This window comes from Bradyrhizobium guangdongense (assembly GCF_006483445.1).
GTDB classification, from domain to species: Bacteria; Pseudomonadota; Alphaproteobacteria; order Rhizobiales; family Xanthobacteraceae; genus Bradyrhizobium; species Bradyrhizobium guangdongense_A.
Map to the genome: position 1 here is coordinate 39981 of NZ_PPPT01000109.1, position 15031 is coordinate 55011.

The following is a 15031-nucleotide window of genomic DNA, read 5'->3' on the forward strand; positions in this document are numbered from 1 at the left end:
GCTGCCGCTGCTTTGTGCAGCGTTCTCAGTGGCTATCAGTCGCCTGGGTTGAGCGTCGCGTTCAGGAAGGCGGTCGACAATCGGGTTTCAATCCTGTTTCGTCGCGGCAGAACGACGCAATATTTCGTGTCCGCGGGTTGTCGAAAACGGCGTACGCCATACGTCCTTCGGGGCGCGCGGATGCGCAAAGACACACGAGGTGATGATGCTCTACGCTATTCTGGCCTATCACGTTGAGAGCGAGGTCTTGTCCTGGACGCCGCAGAAGGACGCAGCGGTCGTGGCCAAAGTCATCGAGGTTCAGGAGCCCTTGCGCGCAAGCGGACATCTTGGGCCGGCAGCCCGTCTGGACGACACCCAAAAGGCCCGCACCATACGTGGCCCCGGTGCGGGCATGGTGCTGGACGGCCCGTTTGCCGAGACCAAGGAGCAGCTCCTCGGCTTCCATCTCTTGGAATTCGACACTGAAGATGAGGTGATCGCCGCAGTGCGTAGGCTGCGTCAGGTCAATCCGACGGCGGTCTACGAAATCCGCCCGGTCAAGCTTTATGTGCCAGCCGACGGGTTTGGCGCGACACCTGCCGCTGGCTGAAGGACGGCGCTTCCTCGCCGGCGCGGGCGTGACGGCGCGCTGGGAACAATCGCGGCTGGGATCCGGGGCCCCCTAAGTCCCAAACCTCCCGGTGTCCAGCCGGATTGCGGATCAGCCTGATATCGCCGATTCTGTCCCACTCCGAGGGGGCGATTCGTGACGGCGGCGACATATCTGGATACGCTGAATGGCGAGCAGCGCCGCGCCGTTGAGCATGGTGTGGGCAACGGCGGCACGATCGGCGGGCCCCTGCTCGTCATTGCCGGTGCCGGCTCCGGCAAGACCAACACGCTCGCCCACCGGGTCGCCCACCTGATCGTCGCCGGCGCCGATCCGCGCCGTATCCTGCTGATGACCTTTTCGCGGCGCGCGGCGGCCGAGATGGCGTCCCGCGTCGAACGGATCGCGCGAAAGGTGCTCGGCGAGAACAAGGCGGCCGTGATGCGCGATGCGCTGACCTGGGCCGGCACCTTCCACGGCATTGGCGCGCGGCTGCTGCGCGAATATGCCGAAAGGATCGGCGTCGATCCCGCCTTCACCATCCACGACCGCGAGGATTCTGCCGACCTGATGAACCTGGTTCGGCACGAATGCGGCCTGTCGAAAACGCAAAACCGATTTCCTGCCAAGGGCACCTGCCTGTCGATCTACTCGCGCTGCGTCAATGCAGAGATGGCGATCGAGAAGGTGCTGGGCCAGCACTATCCGTGGTGCTCGGGCTGGGCGACGGAATTGAAGGGCCTGTTTGCCGCCTATGTCGAGGCCAAGCAGGCGCAGCGCGTGCTCGACTATGACGATCTTCTGCTCTACTGGGCGCAAATGATGAGTGATGCCGGCATTGCCGAGGAGATCGGCAGCCGCTTCGACCACGTGCTGGTCGACGAATATCAGGACACCAACCGCCTGCAATCCTCGATTCTGCTGGCGCTGAAGCCGGAAGGACGCGGGCTCACCGTCGTCGGCGACGACGCGCAGTCGATCTATTCGTTTCGCGCGGCCACCGTGCGCAACATCCTCGAATTCCCGCAGGCCTTCTCGCCCCGTGCGGAGATGATTACGCTCGACCGCAACTATCGCTCGACGCAAGCGGTGCTGTCGGCCGCGAACGGCGTCATCGGCCTGTCGAAGGAGCGGTTCACAAAAAACCTCTGGACCGACCGAACCTCCTCGCAAAAGCCACAGCTCGTCACCGTCCGCGACGAAGCCGAGCAGGCTCGCTACATCGTCGAGCAGGTGCTCGCCAACCGCGAACAGGGCTCACTGCTGAAGCACCAGGCGGTGCTGTTCCGGACCTCGTCGCATTCCGGCCCGCTGGAAATCGAGCTGACCCGCCGCAACATCCCCTTCGTGAAATTCGGCGGGCTGAAATTTCTCGATGCGGCGCATGTCAAGGACATGCTGGCGCTGCTGCGTTTCGTCGAAAACCCGCGCGACCGCGTCGCCGGTTTTCGCATTCTCCATCTTCTGCCGGGCGTGGGACCAGCCACCGCGCAGCGCGTGCTCGACCAGATGGCGGAGAGCGCCAATCCGGTTTCTGCGCTCTGCCAGCTCCCTGCCCCGCCGCGCGCCGGCGCCGACTGGGAGGCCTTCATCCAGACGATGGAGAATCTGCGCTACTCCGAATGGCCTACAGATCTCGAGCGCGCACGACTCTGGTATGAGCCGCATCTCGATCGCATCCACGAAGACTCAGAGACCCGCCGCGCCGATCTCGTGCAGCTCGAGCAGATCGCCAGCGGCTATCCCTCGCGCGAAAAATTCCTGACCGAGCTGACGCTTGATCCGCCTGACGCCACCAGCGACCAGGCCGGCGTGCCCCTGCTCGACGAAGACTATCTGATCCTATCGACCATCCATTCCGCCAAGGGTCAGGAATGGAAGTCGGTTTATGTGCTCAATGTCGTCGACGGCTGTATGCCGTCAGACCTCGGCACCGGCACGAGCGCCGAGATCGAGGAGGAGCGCCGCTTGCTCTATGTCGCGATGACGCGGGCCAAGGACGATCTGCACCTGGTGGTGCCGCAACGTTTCTTCACCCACGGCCAGGCCGCCCACGGCGATCGCCATGTCTACGCCTCGCGCACCCGCTTCATTCCGGAAGCGCTGGTGCATCTGTTCGAGCGAACGAGCTGGCCGCAAGCGGCCAGTGGCCCGGCCCGAACGGCGACGCAAGGGCCAAGGATCGACGTCGGGGCACGCATGCGCGGGATGTGGCGGTAGAGCCCGACCAAATCATCAAGGAGTGGATCGATGGCAAATGCAGGCAAGAAGGAGATTGTGGCGCAGCTCGATGCTCTCAGGCGCCTTGCCCGCGACGTTCTCCAGAAGTCGAAGGACCGGACCATGGTCCACATCCGCGACCGCCGCGCGCTTCGCCAGCAGCAGATGAAGGCAATCGAGGCGATCGACGCCGAGATCGACGGCCTCAAGCAGTTGCGCCGCCGCGTCCTGCGCGCGCGCAGCGCCGACGAGATGGCCGAGAAGGTCACGTTCTGAAATCGCAACGCGACGACGCAAGATATCGGCGCGGGCTGCGGGTTTGGTGACTGTAGAGATGCGGGCGAATTCCGCCCTCACCTTGCGCGCCGGACATTCGGGAGGCCTCATTTGAAAGCCGTCGTCGTCGAACAGTTTGCTCCTGTCGATCAGGTCGAACTGAAGGAGATTTCCAAACCGCCCGTCGCGGCAGGCCAGTTGCGGATCAAGGTTCACGCAGCGGGAATTGGTTTTGTCGACGGACTGAAGGTTCAGGGGCTGTACCAGACCAAGGATCCCCTGCCCTTCACGCCCGGTACGGAGTTTGCCGGCGTGGTGGACGAAGCGCCCGGCGATATGGCGCAGTATCAGCCCGGCATGCGCGTGATGGGCATGGCACGATCGGGCGCGCTCGCCGAATACATCACCGTCAACGCAGACGCGGTGCACCTGCTGCCCGACGGCGTTACGGCCGAGGTCGGAGCTTCTTTCCGTGCCAATTATCTGACTGCGCATTATGCGCTCACTGCCCGCGCCATGCTCGCCGCGGGCGAGCAGCTCCTCGTGCTGGGCGCGGCCGGCGGCGTCGGGATCGCCGCGGTGCAGATCGGCAAGCTGCTTGGTGCGCGCGTCATTGCGGCGGCCTCAACGCCGGAGAAACGCGAATTTGCGCGCGCGCATGGCGCGGACGCCGTCATCGACTACACACAGCCGGACTGGCGCGACACGTTGAAGGCGCTGACCGGCGGCCACGGCGCCGACGTCATCTTCGATCCCGTCGGCGGCGAGATTTCCGTGCAGGCGTTTCGCTCGATCGCCTGGCGGGGACGGCACCTCGTGGTCGGGTTCGCGGCAGGGACCATCCCGGCGCTGCCGTTCAACCTGCCGCTGCTCAAGGGTGGCGCGCTGCTCGGCGTCGACCTCGCGCAGATTCCGACGCGCGAGCCCGACGTCCAGAAACGCCTGATGGCCGACCTGACGAGCTGGCTCGCCGATGGCAGGCTGAAACCCGCGGTCGGGCGCGTGTTTGCCTTCGCGGAGTTTCGCGACGCCTTCAAGGCGATGCAGACGCGCGATGCGCTAGGCAAGATGGTGGTGCGGATCTCCTCATAGAGCAGCCTCACTTGGCCCGAGGCAAAGGCATCCGCTGCACGGTGATATCGGCACTGCCGCTGTTGTTGTCATAGTAGCAGGTGAACGGGCCCATCAACGGCATCAACTGAATGGCGTCGTTGACATAGAGGAACAACTCGCCCGATGCGTCCGCCGTGAAGTCGGCAACCATGCGCGATGCCAGATTCTGCTGTCGCCAGGCCTCGCGCGCGGCGGCGAGCTCGGTCGGCGGAATCGGCTGGTTGGGGCAGAACGCCGTCATCCAGTTGGGCTTCGGCAGGCTGCTCTTGGCGTAAACCGGATAGGTGTCCGGCGGATTGTCGATGTCCTTTGCCTTGGTAGGGTCGCGCAGCCGCGGCAATTCGTCTGCCTTGGCGCCGTCGATCTCCTGCAGCAGCAGCTCGGCATCCGCGTTCTCACCGATGCGCGCGACCGGCTGATACCAGGCCCCACCGATCCAGCGGCGGACCGGCACGCCCCAGCGCAGCGAAGCAAGATCAAATCCGTTGACGCCCGTCATGATGTCGCGATCGAACCAGGGATCCCTGACGTCGATCCAGATCCTGTATTTGCGCCCCTTCTCGACCCAGAGCCCGCTCGCCCAGCACGGATTTTTGGTTTCGAACGGCGTCGGCACGGCGATCGCCTGTTCTCCGACCAAGGTCGGGTTTTTGCTGACTTTGCAAAAGGCAGGCGGGCCGAAGCGCCAGGCGAAACCGGCCGTTCCGTCGCGCCAGCCGAAATAGCTACGCTCGGTCACAAGCAGCGCTAGACCGAAGATCAGAATCAGGAAGGCACCGGGCAGCACGAGCTTGCTGAAGGCCCATTGCACCGGCCAGGCATAAAGCCGCATGAAGCGCGCGACTTTCAGCCACCATGTCGGCTTGCCGATGTCTGTCACCTGGCGATCCGGCCGGTTCCAGGCAAGCCGCGCGCGCTCCTGGATGCGGTCGCGCAGGAACGCGCTCATCCGCCATGCGGCATAGACCACCGCAGCGACGACGAATGTCGCGAACGGATAGAACACCGCGATCCGCAACCAGGGCGCCACGTAGGACGGCAAAATCCCTTCCAGCATGCGCGCCGGCGGACCGGTGATGGCGCCGACGCCATAGTCGATGAAACGGATGACATCCAGTGCCGAGACGCCGTCGGCCGCGACCTGATCCGTCGGCCGCTTGAGCTTCTCGACGACGGGCACGGCTACCAATGGCCATAGCGCGAGGAAGGCGGCCGCCAGGAGCAGCGAGAAGTACCAGAACCTGCGCCACCACACTGTGTCGAGCGTCTCCGCGACGATCACCTCGTCCGGCGGCGACATGCCCATGAAAGCGTCGGCCGCGGCGGCGCCCTGCTCCGTCACAGCGCCGCTCCTCTTGGTCTTGCCCCAGTATGCCGACCTCATCTCGCGGCGGGTGCTCTCCTCCGTGAGCGGCATCACTCGGCCATCGGGCAGCAGCACTTTTGCGCTGGCGGGAAGTGTGACCGGCGCATAATTGTCGCAGCCGTGCAGCATACGCTCGACGACAGCGATATGCACGACGGGCGGGCCGCCGTCCTTCGTCACACTCTCGCCGATCGGACGCGGACCGTAACGATAGAACACGGCCGCGCCGCTGCGCGAGTCGTGCATGGGGCCGATGGCCGACTGATAGGTCCTGAAATGATCGATTGCGCCCGGCTGGAAGCGAAGGTCGCCTTCGACCTGCGAGGCCATCCAGACCAGCGGCACGAATGCAAGCGTGCCGTCGGGATAGCCGCCACCGACATCGGAGTGAACGCCTGTGAACCAGACCTCCTTGATGCGGGGATCGTCGAGCCCGTGCTCGAAGCGGATGGGATGAAAGGTCGTGCGCTCGTCGTCCAGCGCAAGCGCGTGCCGCGCGCGCCGGACCTTCTTGCCGAGTCTGCCGTTGCGGAATGAGATCGGCCAGATCGCCCAGTCGATGGCCGTGCGCAGTTCCTCGACCGGGACGCCGAACGCCTCCACCGTGTCGAACACGCCGAGAAATTCGACATGGACGTCAGTGCGACCGCCCATCGCGTCCCGCACCGTCTTGTAGGACGGACGCCGGCGAATGAAATTATAGACCGCGAGCGCGACGTCGCGGACGATGCGGCTGATCCAGATCGTCGGCAGGCTCTTGTGCCACGGAATCGATTCCCTACGATATTCGCGCCATGCCGCCATCGTGTTGCGTTGCATGTCGCTGTGCGAGACGGGCACGCCACCGAGCTCGGCCGGAACCAGCCCCTGCGAGGAGATCATCGCGGCCAATGTCCGCGCCGTGAATGATCCGCGACTGAAGCCGAAGATGTAGATCTCGTCGCCGGGCCGCCAGTTCCAGCACAGGAAGCGATAGAGTTTTCGGACATTGGACGGCACGCCGATACCGGTTGCGCCGTCGAGCGCGGCGAGCGGCGCCCAACTGGCGGTGCCGACACCTTTTATATAGTAGGCGACCTGGTCGGGCCTGGTCCGATCCAGCGCCTCGTACAGGCGCCAGACGTTGGATTCCTGCTTGGTGAAGGCGTTGCCCGTGCCGTCGGCAAACAGCACGAATTTCCGTGGCGGCCGCTGAGCCCCATCGGCTCCGGCCTCGACGGGCCCTGCTTCGCTTCGATCACGTACCGGTATCGCGACATCGGTCATCGAGCGATTCCTCCACCGGACATTCAGAGATCGCGATCAGGCCGGCGCCTTCGGAACTCGTCCTGACTGCCGACCGGCAGACATTTCGGACAGCGAAAGCAGCATCAATATAAGCGTGCATTTCTCCCACGAACGCGCTGAGGTCGCAAGAGTGCGTCGAAACGGAAACCGTGCATTTCTGCCTGCGACCTTGTTGCGCCGCGCGCGATCCCCAGATGCCACGTTTCACGCGACGGCTTCCCACAGAGATCAAGTCAATGACCAAACCGCTCGAGCTCGGATTAGATACCTTTGGCGACGTCACCAAGGATGCGGCTGGCACGCCGCTGCCGCATGCGCAGGTAATCCGCAACGTCGTGGACGAAGCCGTGCTGGCCGACGAGCTCGGCATCGATTTCATCGGGCTCGGCGAGCACCACCGCTCCGACTTTGCGATCTCCGCGCCTGACGTGGCGCTGGCGGCGATCGCCGCGCGTACGAAGCGCATCCATCTCGGCTCCGCCGTGACGGTGCTGAGCTCGGACGATCCGATCCGCGTGTTTCAACGCTTTGCGACGCTCGACGCGATCTCCGGTGGGCGCGCCGAGGTGATCCTTGGCCGCGGCTCGTTCACGGAATCCTTTCCGCTGTTCGGCTTCGACCTGCAATCCTACGAAGAGCTGTTCGAGGAGAAGCTCGACCTGTTCGCCGCGCTGCTCTCGCAGAAGCCGGTGACGTGGGAAGGCAAGTTGCGTCCGCCGCTCAGGGATCAGCTCGTCTACCCCCCGGTCGAGCACGGCACGCTCAAGACCTGGATCGGCGTCGGCGGCAGCCCGAAATCCGTGGTGCGCGCCGCGCATTACGATCTGCCCTTGATGCTCGCCATCATCGGCGGCGATCCCGCGCGCTTTGCGCCCTATGTCGAGCTCTACCACCGCGCGCTCAAGGAGTTCGGCCGGACACCCAAACCGATCGGCGTGCATTCGCCGGGCTACGTCGCCGAGACCGACGAGCAGGCGCGCGAAGAATTGTGGACCGACTACAAGACCATGCGCGACCGCATCGGCAAGGAACGCGGCTGGCCGCCGATGGGCCGCGACGAGTTCGTGAGCGAAGCCGATCACGGCTCGCTCTATGTCGGCTCGCCCGAAACGGTGGCGCGCAAGATCGCAGCGACCGCGAAGACGCTCGGCATTGCGCGATTTCAGTTGAAATACTCGGCCGGGCCATTGCCGCATGAGAAGCTGATGCGGAGCATCGAGCTCTATGGGCGGAAGGTGGCGCCGATGGTGCGGGAGATGGTGGGGTAGCCCGCCTACGCCCTCTGGGCACCGGCGCGGCATCCTGCTTCGCGGGCTGGCGGGCTGCAAATCCTGCGAAGCGCGTCAGCGCGAAGCAGGATGGTGGGGGAGGCAGGACTCGAACCTGCGAAGCCATGAGGCGGCTGATTTACAGTCAGCTCCCTTTGCCACTCGGGACACTCCCCCGCTCGACGGCAGCATGATCGGACCGGACGTTTGCCGGCGGACCGAAAGCGGCCATGGAACGTGAAGGCCGCGGCAACCCGGATCGGGGCGCGACCGGGCGCGTTTATGGGCGATGCGGCGGGGCAAAGTCAACCGAGGCGTTCGGGGAAAATCGTCCATAATGGCCTCGGAAGACGGCCAAATTGCCATATTCCGGAACCCGTGACACAAGCGCTGCCATGAACGATCGAAAATTCGCTCCCAAGGGCCGCCGCCGCGACGGTAAGCCCTTCAAGAAGGCCGAGAAATCGGCCGGCCGCCCGGCCTGGCGCGACCGCGATTCGCACCCCGACGGCCCTGCCATCCTGTACGGCTGGCACACCGTGTCCCTTGCGCTCGCCAACCCCAACAGGCGCATCCGCAAGCTGATCCTGACCGAGAACGCCGCAAGGCGTCTGGCCGAGGAGAACATCGCCACCCGCATCACGCCCGAGATCGTCCGGCCGCAGGAGATCGACCGGCTGCTCTCACCGGATGCCGTGCATCAGGGGCTGCTCGCGGAGGCCGATTCCCTGCCCTCGCCCGACATCGAGACGCTCGCGCCCGAGGGCATGGTGCTGGTGCTCGACCAGATCACCGACCCACACAACGTCGGTGCCATTTTGCGCTCGGCCGCGGCCTTTGCGGTGAAGGCGATCGTCACCACCGCGCGTCACAGCCCGGAGGCAACCGGCGTGCTGGCCAAGGCCGCCTCCGGCGCGCTCGAGCTGGTGCCGATGGTAACAGTGCAAAATCTCGCGCGCGCGCTGACGGCGCTGAACGAGCGCGGTTTCCAGACCGTCGGACTCGATAGCGAGGGCTCTGAGGATCTGAGCGCGGTCGCACTGCGCGAACCGCTGGCGCTGGTGTTAGGGGCCGAGGGCAAAGGCCTGCGCCAATTGACGCGCGAGACCTGCAGCGTCGTGGCGCGGCTCGACATGCCCGGCGAGATCAAGAGCCTCAACGTGTCGAACGCCGCGGCGCTCGCGCTCTATGTCGGCGCGAGCCGGCTCGGGCTGATGAAGCGCTAGCAAAACAAAGCGCCCGTCCGCGCGATGCGAACGGGCGCCTCGAACTCAACTCAACCGATCGAGCGATCAGTAATAGCGGCGCAGCGCGCGATGGCCGTAATAGCCGGGCGCGACGCGATGCGCGTAGCCATAACGAGGACCATAGCCATAGTGCACGCGCGGCAGATAGCCGACGCGCGGGCCGTAGCCGTAGCGGTACGGACGATAGTACGGACGGTACGGAGCGACCGCACGCGCGCCATAGCCATAACCGTACGGGCGTGCACGGTAGCCATAGCCGTAACCCGGCGTCACGATGGCGTCTTCCTGATAGGTCGGGGTCGGCGCGAACGCGCCCGGACCGGTATAGGTCGGGCCCTGGTTCACGTAGTAATATTGCGAGGTCGGCTCCGCGAGGCGCTCGTAGCCATAACCGGAACCATAGCCATAACCGGCGCCATAGCCGTAGCCGCCGCAGCCGGTGTTGCAGCCCGAGAACACCGGCGCAACCACGGGCGCGCAGGGGTTCCAGCCGCACGCCGCAGCCGGGGCTGCACCTGCGACCAACACGGCGGCTGCCGCGACCAGTCCTGAAATCATCTGACGCATTACTCTCTCCTGTCGATTTCCGTTTCGTTGGTTTTGACTTGGTTTCTAATGTGCTTGCTTGACGTCTTACCTGTTCGCTTTACCCGTTCGCCTTACCTGGGCGGAGTGCCGGGTCCATCTGCATGCGGCACCTGACGCGGACGATGACGGCGCGGTTCGCCGCCGATCTCCGGCGCCAGAATGACCGCCGGCGGATTGACGGGAACGTCCATCTGCGCGGGCAGCGGCGCGGATTGCGCGCCCCAGCTCTGATAGTAGCTCTGTGCCGGCTGCGGCAATTTGCGGTTGGCGGGCGGCTCGACCTCAAGGCGCCCGTAGCCGGGCCGCAGTCCCATGGTCGGATAATAATGGCCGACGTCCGGCGGCTGACGATCCGGCACATAGCGGCCGCCATAGATGGTGGGCTGCACATGCGTGCCGCGCGCGAGACCCCAATCGCCTTCGATGACGGTATAGGACGCGTCGATGCCGTTAATGATGATGGGCACACCGGGACGGCCGGGAATGACGATGTCAAACCCGTCGGCTGCAAGCGCCGACGCAGGCAGTCCGATCAGAAATGCGACAAGCGCCAAAGCGCGCATCAGGGGGCCCCGGTTATTCAGCGCGCAACCTAACCGATCACTGAACCCAGAGTGTTAAGGCGATCCGGTTTAATTCCGGTAAGCCTAACGCAGCAGGGCTGAAAGCCAGCGCAAATGTGCTGACGAGTCTATGAAAGTGTTAACGCAGTTCTCGCCCGGCGCCGGAACCATCGACATGCTCACGCCGGTTTGACCGCAACACGTGGAAACCTGCCGCTGCAACCGGAACGACGGCGCCGCTGCATGCTTAGCCCCGCATCTCAACCACAGGGAGCAAGGCATGAAACATCTGACCCTTCTTGGCGCAGCCGCGATCGCGGTGTCCGCGCTGGCAACACCGACCATGGCCCAGACGATGCGAGACAATCAGGTCCGCTGCCAGTCGGCGTTCCCAAACTCCAACTGCGAGACCTGGCGCGGCAGCAATGCCGGCGCGGAGCGCAGCTACGATCGTCGCGTGAGCTATCGCCAGGCGCGCGACCGGGACAACGACTGGAACAGGACGCAGACCGGCTTCTGGCCGGCCGACGTTGCGGGCAACGTCGCGGGCGCAGCCGTCGGCACCGCCGGTGCGATCGCAACCGCGCCGTTCCGCGCCTGGGACAATTCCTACGCCTATGACAATTCGTATCCGTCTGACGGCGACTATCGCGGCTGGGACAGCCGCAGCTACGCCCAGCGCAACGGCTTTGTCTGCACGCCCGGCACCACTTTCCGCGGCGAGGACGGCAAGCGTCACCTCTGCCAATAGACTGACGTGACCAAACGACCTCAGCGGGCGGCCTTCGGGCCGCCCGTTTCATGCCGCAAAACCGCGTTTTCCGGTTCTGGCACTTTCCGCACAAGTCTGGTATTGCGACCCGCGCAGGCGACGCGTTCGCGCCACGCGACGCATTGTTGGAAGATGCCGGCTTAGCTCAGCGGTAGAGCAGCGGTTTTGTAAACCGAAGGTCGGGGGTTCAATCCCCTCAGCCGGCACCAGCAGTTCTCCTGCTTCACTCCACGGTCAGCGTGACGGTATCGTCCTCGGGCAGATGCGTGTGATACTTCACGTTCACGACGAAGCTGTCGGTGCCGCGGAAGCCCTTGTCAGGCGTGTAGTCGATCGCGACACCCGGGATTCGCCGGCCAATGCATTTGGTGTCGCCAAAACGGGCTGTCGTGATGAGCAGGTTTGACGGACGGGAGCGCACCTTGCCGTGCTGCGGTTTGGTCACCAGCCTGACGGTCCCCGCCCTCGGACTGCACGCTTCGCCCCAGGATGCATAGCTGAGAACTTGCTGCGTCTTGCCCGATGTGACCGTTTTACTGAGCGACCGGGCCTCTGCTCCGGCTGGCAAACAACAGACGGCCAACACCGCAGCAATTCCAAAAAACTTCATGCCCCGCTATCTCCCCGCCAACGACAGCTCCGCGCGATCGTCATTCCGCGACACCATGCATTGCATCTGGAACGCCGAGCCCGGCGACCGAAACGCCGTCTTGCGCAGGCGTGCGTTCTCGACGCAGTTTTGCGCGCCGATCGCGATCGATGAGGCTTTCACGCCGGTGAGGATCGCGCCGGAGCGGCCGACGAACTGAAACCATTTTTGCCCCGGAGATGGCGGGCTGAGAAAACGCAGCGTCGTGCCTGTCGCGCCCTTGCAGAGCAGATAGGCGCCGTAGTCGTCATCGCCCTCGTTGCGCGCGCTGAGCGCGATGGAGCCGGAGGGCGATCGCTGACCGGCATCGAGGCCGATCTTCTCGGCGATCTCGACCGCTTTGCTCTCACAGTCGTCGGCGCGCGCCGGTACGACACTGGCCAGGACGGACAACACGATGATCAGGAGGCAGTGCCACATGAATTGCAAGCCGGTCAGCGCATCACCTCGAACGCCAGCAGGACGTTGCCGGGCACGCCGCTCCACTGCCCGTAGCCGGAATTGGTGTAGAGCATGCCGTCGACGATGACGGGCCCGGGCCCGTCAATCGCGCCGCCATAGCCCCGCACCTTGTTCACCGTGACGTAATCGCGCGTGGTGTCGAACTCCCACAGCAATTTTCCATCTGCCGTCGCGTAGGCACGGATGTAGCCGCTGACGCCGCCGGAGAATACGACGCCGGGAATGGCGCTCACGGCCGCTGACAATGCCGGGCTGCAGAACACGCGGTCGCCGCAGGCGACGGGCTGCACCTCCATCGACACCTTTCCGGTCGCAAGATCGAGGCCGAACAGCCCACCGCCTTCATTCGGCAAAAGGCTGCGCGTGCCGTCGGGTGTGAACCGCACGTCCGATATCGCGACATAGATGCGGTCCTGATCCGCCGCCGAGCCCCACTCGCTGCCGCCGAGCGGACCGCCCTTGCCGACGCGCGTCTGCCACAAAATCTTGCCGTCCTGATCGGGATCGAAGGCGTGCACGACGCCGGATTTTTGCGCGATCGCCAGCACGCGCTTGCCGTCGCCGAGCTTCACCAGGATCGGCGACTGGCCGAAATCATGGTCGGGGCCGGGATCGTCGGGACAGTTGGTGCGATTGCTCATGAAGCACGCCACGACGAAGGCGTCCTTGGACGTCGCCTGCTGCTTCCACATGAGCTTGCCGGTCGCGATATCGAAGGCGAGCACGGCGTCGCTCGTGATCGACGGCGGATTCGAATAGGAATTGCTGGTCGCGACATAGACCGCCTTACGCTCGGGATCGATCGTTGGCGCCGACCAGATCGCAGCACCCGACGGACCATAGAGCTGCGTGCCGTTGGCGTTCTTGGTGGTCGGATGCGGAACTTCGGGGATCGTGTAGGCCTGCCAGACCTGCTTGCCGGTCGCCGCATCCAGCGCCACGACGCTGCCACGGAAGGTACAGCATTCGTAGGTCGGATCCGATCCGGCGGCTTCCTCGAGCGAGGACACCGGCACATAGAGCCGTCCGTCATAGAGCGTCGGCGCGCCGGTAACGCGGGCGGCGTGGTGCTCCTCGACCCTCACCTTCCAGATCAGCGCGCCGGTGCGGGCATTCACCGCGTAGACGTAGGCACGGAGATCGCCGAAGAACACTGCGCCCTGGTCCGATCCTACGATTTGCCCAAAGCTGATGGCCGCACGCACCGGCCCGTCGGGACTGAAGGTCCACAGGGTGCATCCGCTCTTCGCATCGAGTGCACGCACCTTGCGATCGCTGCCGCCGACGAACAGCATTCCTCCGACGATGGTCGGCTGCGCAAAGGCCACGGACGCACCGGCGAAGCCATAAGCCCATTTCAACCGCAGGCGCGGCACGTCATCCGCCGTCATCCCCGCCATCTCGGTCGGCTGGAAGCGGCTGTTGGTCGTGCCCGCACCCCAGCCGTTCCAGCGCGGGCCGTCGAGTGCGGCGGGAAACCCGGCCGGCGGCTGCGTGCAAAGGCCGGACGCATCCGAGGTCGTCACCATCGCGCCGGCATCCAGCGGCTTGCCGGTCACGAAGGCGGCAATCGCCCTGCGCTCGTCATCGCTGCGCGCGCGGGCGATCGAGGCCATGCTCCCCGACGTCAGCGCGCTCAGCACGAGCTCGGGCGACATCGCCTTGAGCGCCGTGCGGCTGGGCACGCGGCTCTGGCTGTCCGTCGTGTCATGACATTGTGCGCAGTGGCTCGCGTAAAGCGCCGCACCATCCTGCTGCGCCAGTGCCGGCCAGCAGGACGAAATCAGCAGAGCGAGCGCGACAGCATGTTGCTTCATGGGGGCATTCCGACACCGGGACGGAAGAGGGCGTGGCCGATTGCGCAAGGCGAAGTCTACCGTGAAGGTGTTGCGCCGGGCAACGGCCGTGCCGCTCTTATACCGTCGCGACATTCGCAACAGCCGGCCGAATTAACCCGGGCCATCAAGCTTAATACCCGAGTTCGATTGCAGCCGTGCGACCGCGCGCTAGTTTGCGCGCACCGGACATTGCCCTCCGGGTTCAAGGCGAAGGCGTCGCGCCACCATACTCGGCGCGACGCCTTCGTTCGGTCTCGCGAGTCCAACATGCGTAAAATGGCATCCGCTGCTTTGTCTGCCTGCGTCTGGGTCAGCCTGCTCGCCATCGTTGCCGCGGGCGTCGTGCGCATCTGCGTCGAGGCCAAGGACAAGCGTTCGCAGCACAACTCGCAGATCGCAAGGTTACAGGACCGAGGCTAAGCGCCCACGTGGGCTGAACTGGCATCGGGTTTGCTCAGATAACCTCAACCTGGCGGGTCCGCAGTGGGCCTGTCTCATAGTGAGGCGAGATTGATGCAGCCGCTGTTCCAATCCAAGACATCGACCATGCAACTCCAGGCGCTGATCGCGGATCTGCGCTGGAAAGTCCAACTGCTGGATTCCGACATCCAGGATGAAGAGCAGCGCGCCCGCGTTTCCGACCCCACGGCGCTGGCCTATCCCATGCTCGCCATCACCTTGCGGGGACGCCGGGAGAACCTGCTCGTGACCATCGCTGCCCTGGAGGATCGCCTCAAGGCGGTTGATTCCGCGACGGAGTGGACCCGCGCAGCCTGACGCCATTCGCTGG

General features: G+C 64.8%; 15 protein-coding genes and 2 tRNA genes. 10 read left to right on the top strand and 7 right to left on the bottom strand.

All coding sequences use genetic code 11. From position 1 onward, the window contains the following. Positions 1–205 precede the first annotated feature (205 nt). The 4 genes from C2U70_RS16055 to C2U70_RS16070 all read left to right on the top strand — a co-directional run bounded on the left by C2U70_RS16055 (position 206) and on the right by C2U70_RS16070 (position 4180). Entirely contained in the window at positions 206–592 is a 387-nt protein-coding gene (locus C2U70_RS16055; RefSeq protein ID WP_140979398.1) for a YciI family protein, read from the top strand. 156 nt (positions 593–748) lie between these two features. After that, complete coding sequence (locus tag C2U70_RS16060; protein WP_140979399.1) at positions 749–2812, top strand: ATP-dependent helicase; 2064 nt, start codon at positions 749–751, stop codon at positions 2810–2812. A 30-nt stretch (positions 2813–2842) separates the two neighbouring features. Continuing rightward, positions 2843–3088: a hypothetical protein gene (locus C2U70_RS16065; protein WP_140979400.1), complete on the top strand. Its 246-nt coding sequence runs from the start codon at positions 2843–2845 to the stop codon at positions 3086–3088. A gap of 111 nt (positions 3089–3199) precedes the next feature. Next, entirely contained in the window at positions 3200–4180 is a 981-nt protein-coding gene (locus C2U70_RS16070) for an NADPH:quinone oxidoreductase family protein (protein WP_140979401.1), read from the top strand. 7 nt (positions 4181–4187) lie between these two features. Here the strand turns inward: C2U70_RS16070 and C2U70_RS16075 are convergent, their stop codons facing one another. Beyond that, positions 4188–6833 (bottom strand): DUF2235 domain-containing protein, encoded by a 2646-nt coding sequence (locus C2U70_RS16075; RefSeq protein WP_140979402.1) that lies wholly within the window; start codon positions 6831–6833, stop codon positions 4188–4190. Positions 6834–7090: 257 nt separating this feature from the next. On the opposite strand from C2U70_RS16075, the gene C2U70_RS16080 reads away from it, so the two are divergent. Then, the gene (locus C2U70_RS16080) at positions 7091–8122 is read left to right on the top strand and encodes an LLM class flavin-dependent oxidoreductase (RefSeq protein ID WP_140979403.1); all 1032 of its coding nucleotides are present in this window, start codon (positions 7091–7093) and stop codon (positions 8120–8122) included. A 91-nt stretch (positions 8123–8213) separates the two neighbouring features. Here C2U70_RS16080 and C2U70_RS16085 read toward each other — a convergent pair. Continuing rightward, a tRNA-Tyr gene (locus C2U70_RS16085) sits at positions 8214–8299 on the bottom strand. A gap of 218 nt (positions 8300–8517) precedes the next feature. Between C2U70_RS16085 and rlmB the strand changes: the two genes are divergently transcribed. Continuing rightward, positions 8518–9348 (top strand): 23S rRNA (guanosine(2251)-2'-O)-methyltransferase RlmB, encoded by an 831-nt coding sequence (rlmB, locus tag C2U70_RS16090; protein ID WP_140979404.1) that lies wholly within the window; start codon positions 8518–8520, stop codon positions 9346–9348. A 66-nt stretch (positions 9349–9414) separates the two neighbouring features. Here the strand turns inward: rlmB and C2U70_RS16095 are convergent, their stop codons facing one another. After that, on the bottom strand, positions 9415–9936 hold the full coding sequence (locus C2U70_RS16095) for a hypothetical protein (RefSeq protein ID WP_140979405.1): 522 nt from the start codon (positions 9934–9936) through the stop codon (positions 9415–9417). A 92-nt stretch (positions 9937–10028) separates the two neighbouring features. After that, positions 10029–10520 (bottom strand): hypothetical protein, encoded by a 492-nt coding sequence (locus tag C2U70_RS16100; protein WP_140979406.1) that lies wholly within the window; start codon positions 10518–10520, stop codon positions 10029–10031. A 280-nt stretch (positions 10521–10800) separates the two neighbouring features. Between C2U70_RS16100 and C2U70_RS16105 the strand changes: the two genes are divergently transcribed. Next, positions 10801–11271: a hypothetical protein gene (locus tag C2U70_RS16105; RefSeq protein WP_140979407.1), complete on the top strand. Its 471-nt coding sequence runs from the start codon at positions 10801–10803 to the stop codon at positions 11269–11271. Between the two features lie 155 nt (positions 11272–11426). Continuing rightward, positions 11427–11501, top strand: a tRNA-Thr gene (locus C2U70_RS16110). 14 nt (positions 11502–11515) lie between these two features. Here the strand turns inward: C2U70_RS16110 and C2U70_RS16115 are convergent. The 3 genes from C2U70_RS16115 to C2U70_RS16125 all read right to left on the bottom strand — a co-directional run bounded on the left by C2U70_RS16115 (position 11516) and on the right by C2U70_RS16125 (position 14220). Continuing rightward, positions 11516–11737, bottom strand: a complete 222-nt coding sequence (locus tag C2U70_RS16115) for a hypothetical protein (protein WP_140979408.1) — start codon at positions 11735–11737, stop codon at positions 11516–11518. Positions 11738–11908: 171 nt separating this feature from the next. Next, a complete protein-coding gene (locus C2U70_RS16120; protein ID WP_140979409.1) occupies positions 11909–12361 on the bottom strand; it encodes a hypothetical protein in 453 nt (150 codons plus the stop codon). A 14-nt stretch (positions 12362–12375) separates the two neighbouring features. After that, a complete protein-coding gene (locus C2U70_RS16125) occupies positions 12376–14220 on the bottom strand; it encodes a PQQ-binding-like beta-propeller repeat protein (protein WP_140979410.1) in 1845 nt (614 codons plus the stop codon). A gap of 288 nt (positions 14221–14508) precedes the next feature. Between C2U70_RS16125 and C2U70_RS33030 the strand changes: the two genes are divergently transcribed. Together C2U70_RS33030 and C2U70_RS16130 are read left to right on the top strand one after the other, a co-directional pair. Continuing rightward, positions 14509–14661: a hypothetical protein gene (locus C2U70_RS33030; protein WP_186294293.1), complete on the top strand. Its 153-nt coding sequence runs from the start codon at positions 14509–14511 to the stop codon at positions 14659–14661. 93 nt (positions 14662–14754) lie between these two features. Next, positions 14755–15018 (top strand): hypothetical protein, encoded by a 264-nt coding sequence (locus C2U70_RS16130; RefSeq protein ID WP_140979431.1) that lies wholly within the window; start codon positions 14755–14757, stop codon positions 15016–15018. The last annotated feature ends 13 nt before the right edge of the window (positions 15019–15031 follow it).

Coding starts and splice junctions, on each gene's coding strand:
- C2U70_RS16125 (WP_140979410.1), bottom strand. CDS start 14,220: ATGAAGCAACATGCTGTCGCGCTCGCTCTGCTGATTTCGTCCTGCTGG.
- C2U70_RS16105 (WP_140979407.1), top strand. CDS start 10,801: ATGAAACATCTGACCCTTCTTGGCGCAGCCGCGATCGCGGTGTCCGCG.
- rlmB (WP_140979404.1), top strand. CDS start 8,518: ATGAACGATCGAAAATTCGCTCCCAAGGGCCGCCGCCGCGACGGTAAG.
- C2U70_RS16095 (WP_140979405.1), bottom strand. CDS start 9,936: ATGCGTCAGATGATTTCAGGACTGGTCGCGGCAGCCGCCGTGTTGGTC.
- C2U70_RS16055 (WP_140979398.1), top strand. CDS start 206: ATGCTCTACGCTATTCTGGCCTATCACGTTGAGAGCGAGGTCTTGTCC.
- C2U70_RS33030 (WP_186294293.1), top strand. CDS start 14,509: ATGCGTAAAATGGCATCCGCTGCTTTGTCTGCCTGCGTCTGGGTCAGC.
- C2U70_RS16075 (WP_140979402.1), bottom strand. CDS start 6,833: ATGACCGATGTCGCGATACCGGTACGTGATCGAAGCGAAGCAGGGCCC.
- C2U70_RS16080 (WP_140979403.1), top strand. CDS start 7,091: ATGACCAAACCGCTCGAGCTCGGATTAGATACCTTTGGCGACGTCACC.
- C2U70_RS16100 (WP_140979406.1), bottom strand. CDS start 10,520: ATGCGCGCTTTGGCGCTTGTCGCATTTCTGATCGGACTGCCTGCGTCG.
- C2U70_RS16130 (WP_140979431.1), top strand. CDS start 14,755: ATGCAGCCGCTGTTCCAATCCAAGACATCGACCATGCAACTCCAGGCG.
- C2U70_RS16120 (WP_140979409.1), bottom strand. CDS start 12,361: ATGTGGCACTGCCTCCTGATCATCGTGTTGTCCGTCCTGGCCAGTGTC.
- C2U70_RS16065 (WP_140979400.1), top strand. CDS start 2,843: ATGGCAAATGCAGGCAAGAAGGAGATTGTGGCGCAGCTCGATGCTCTC.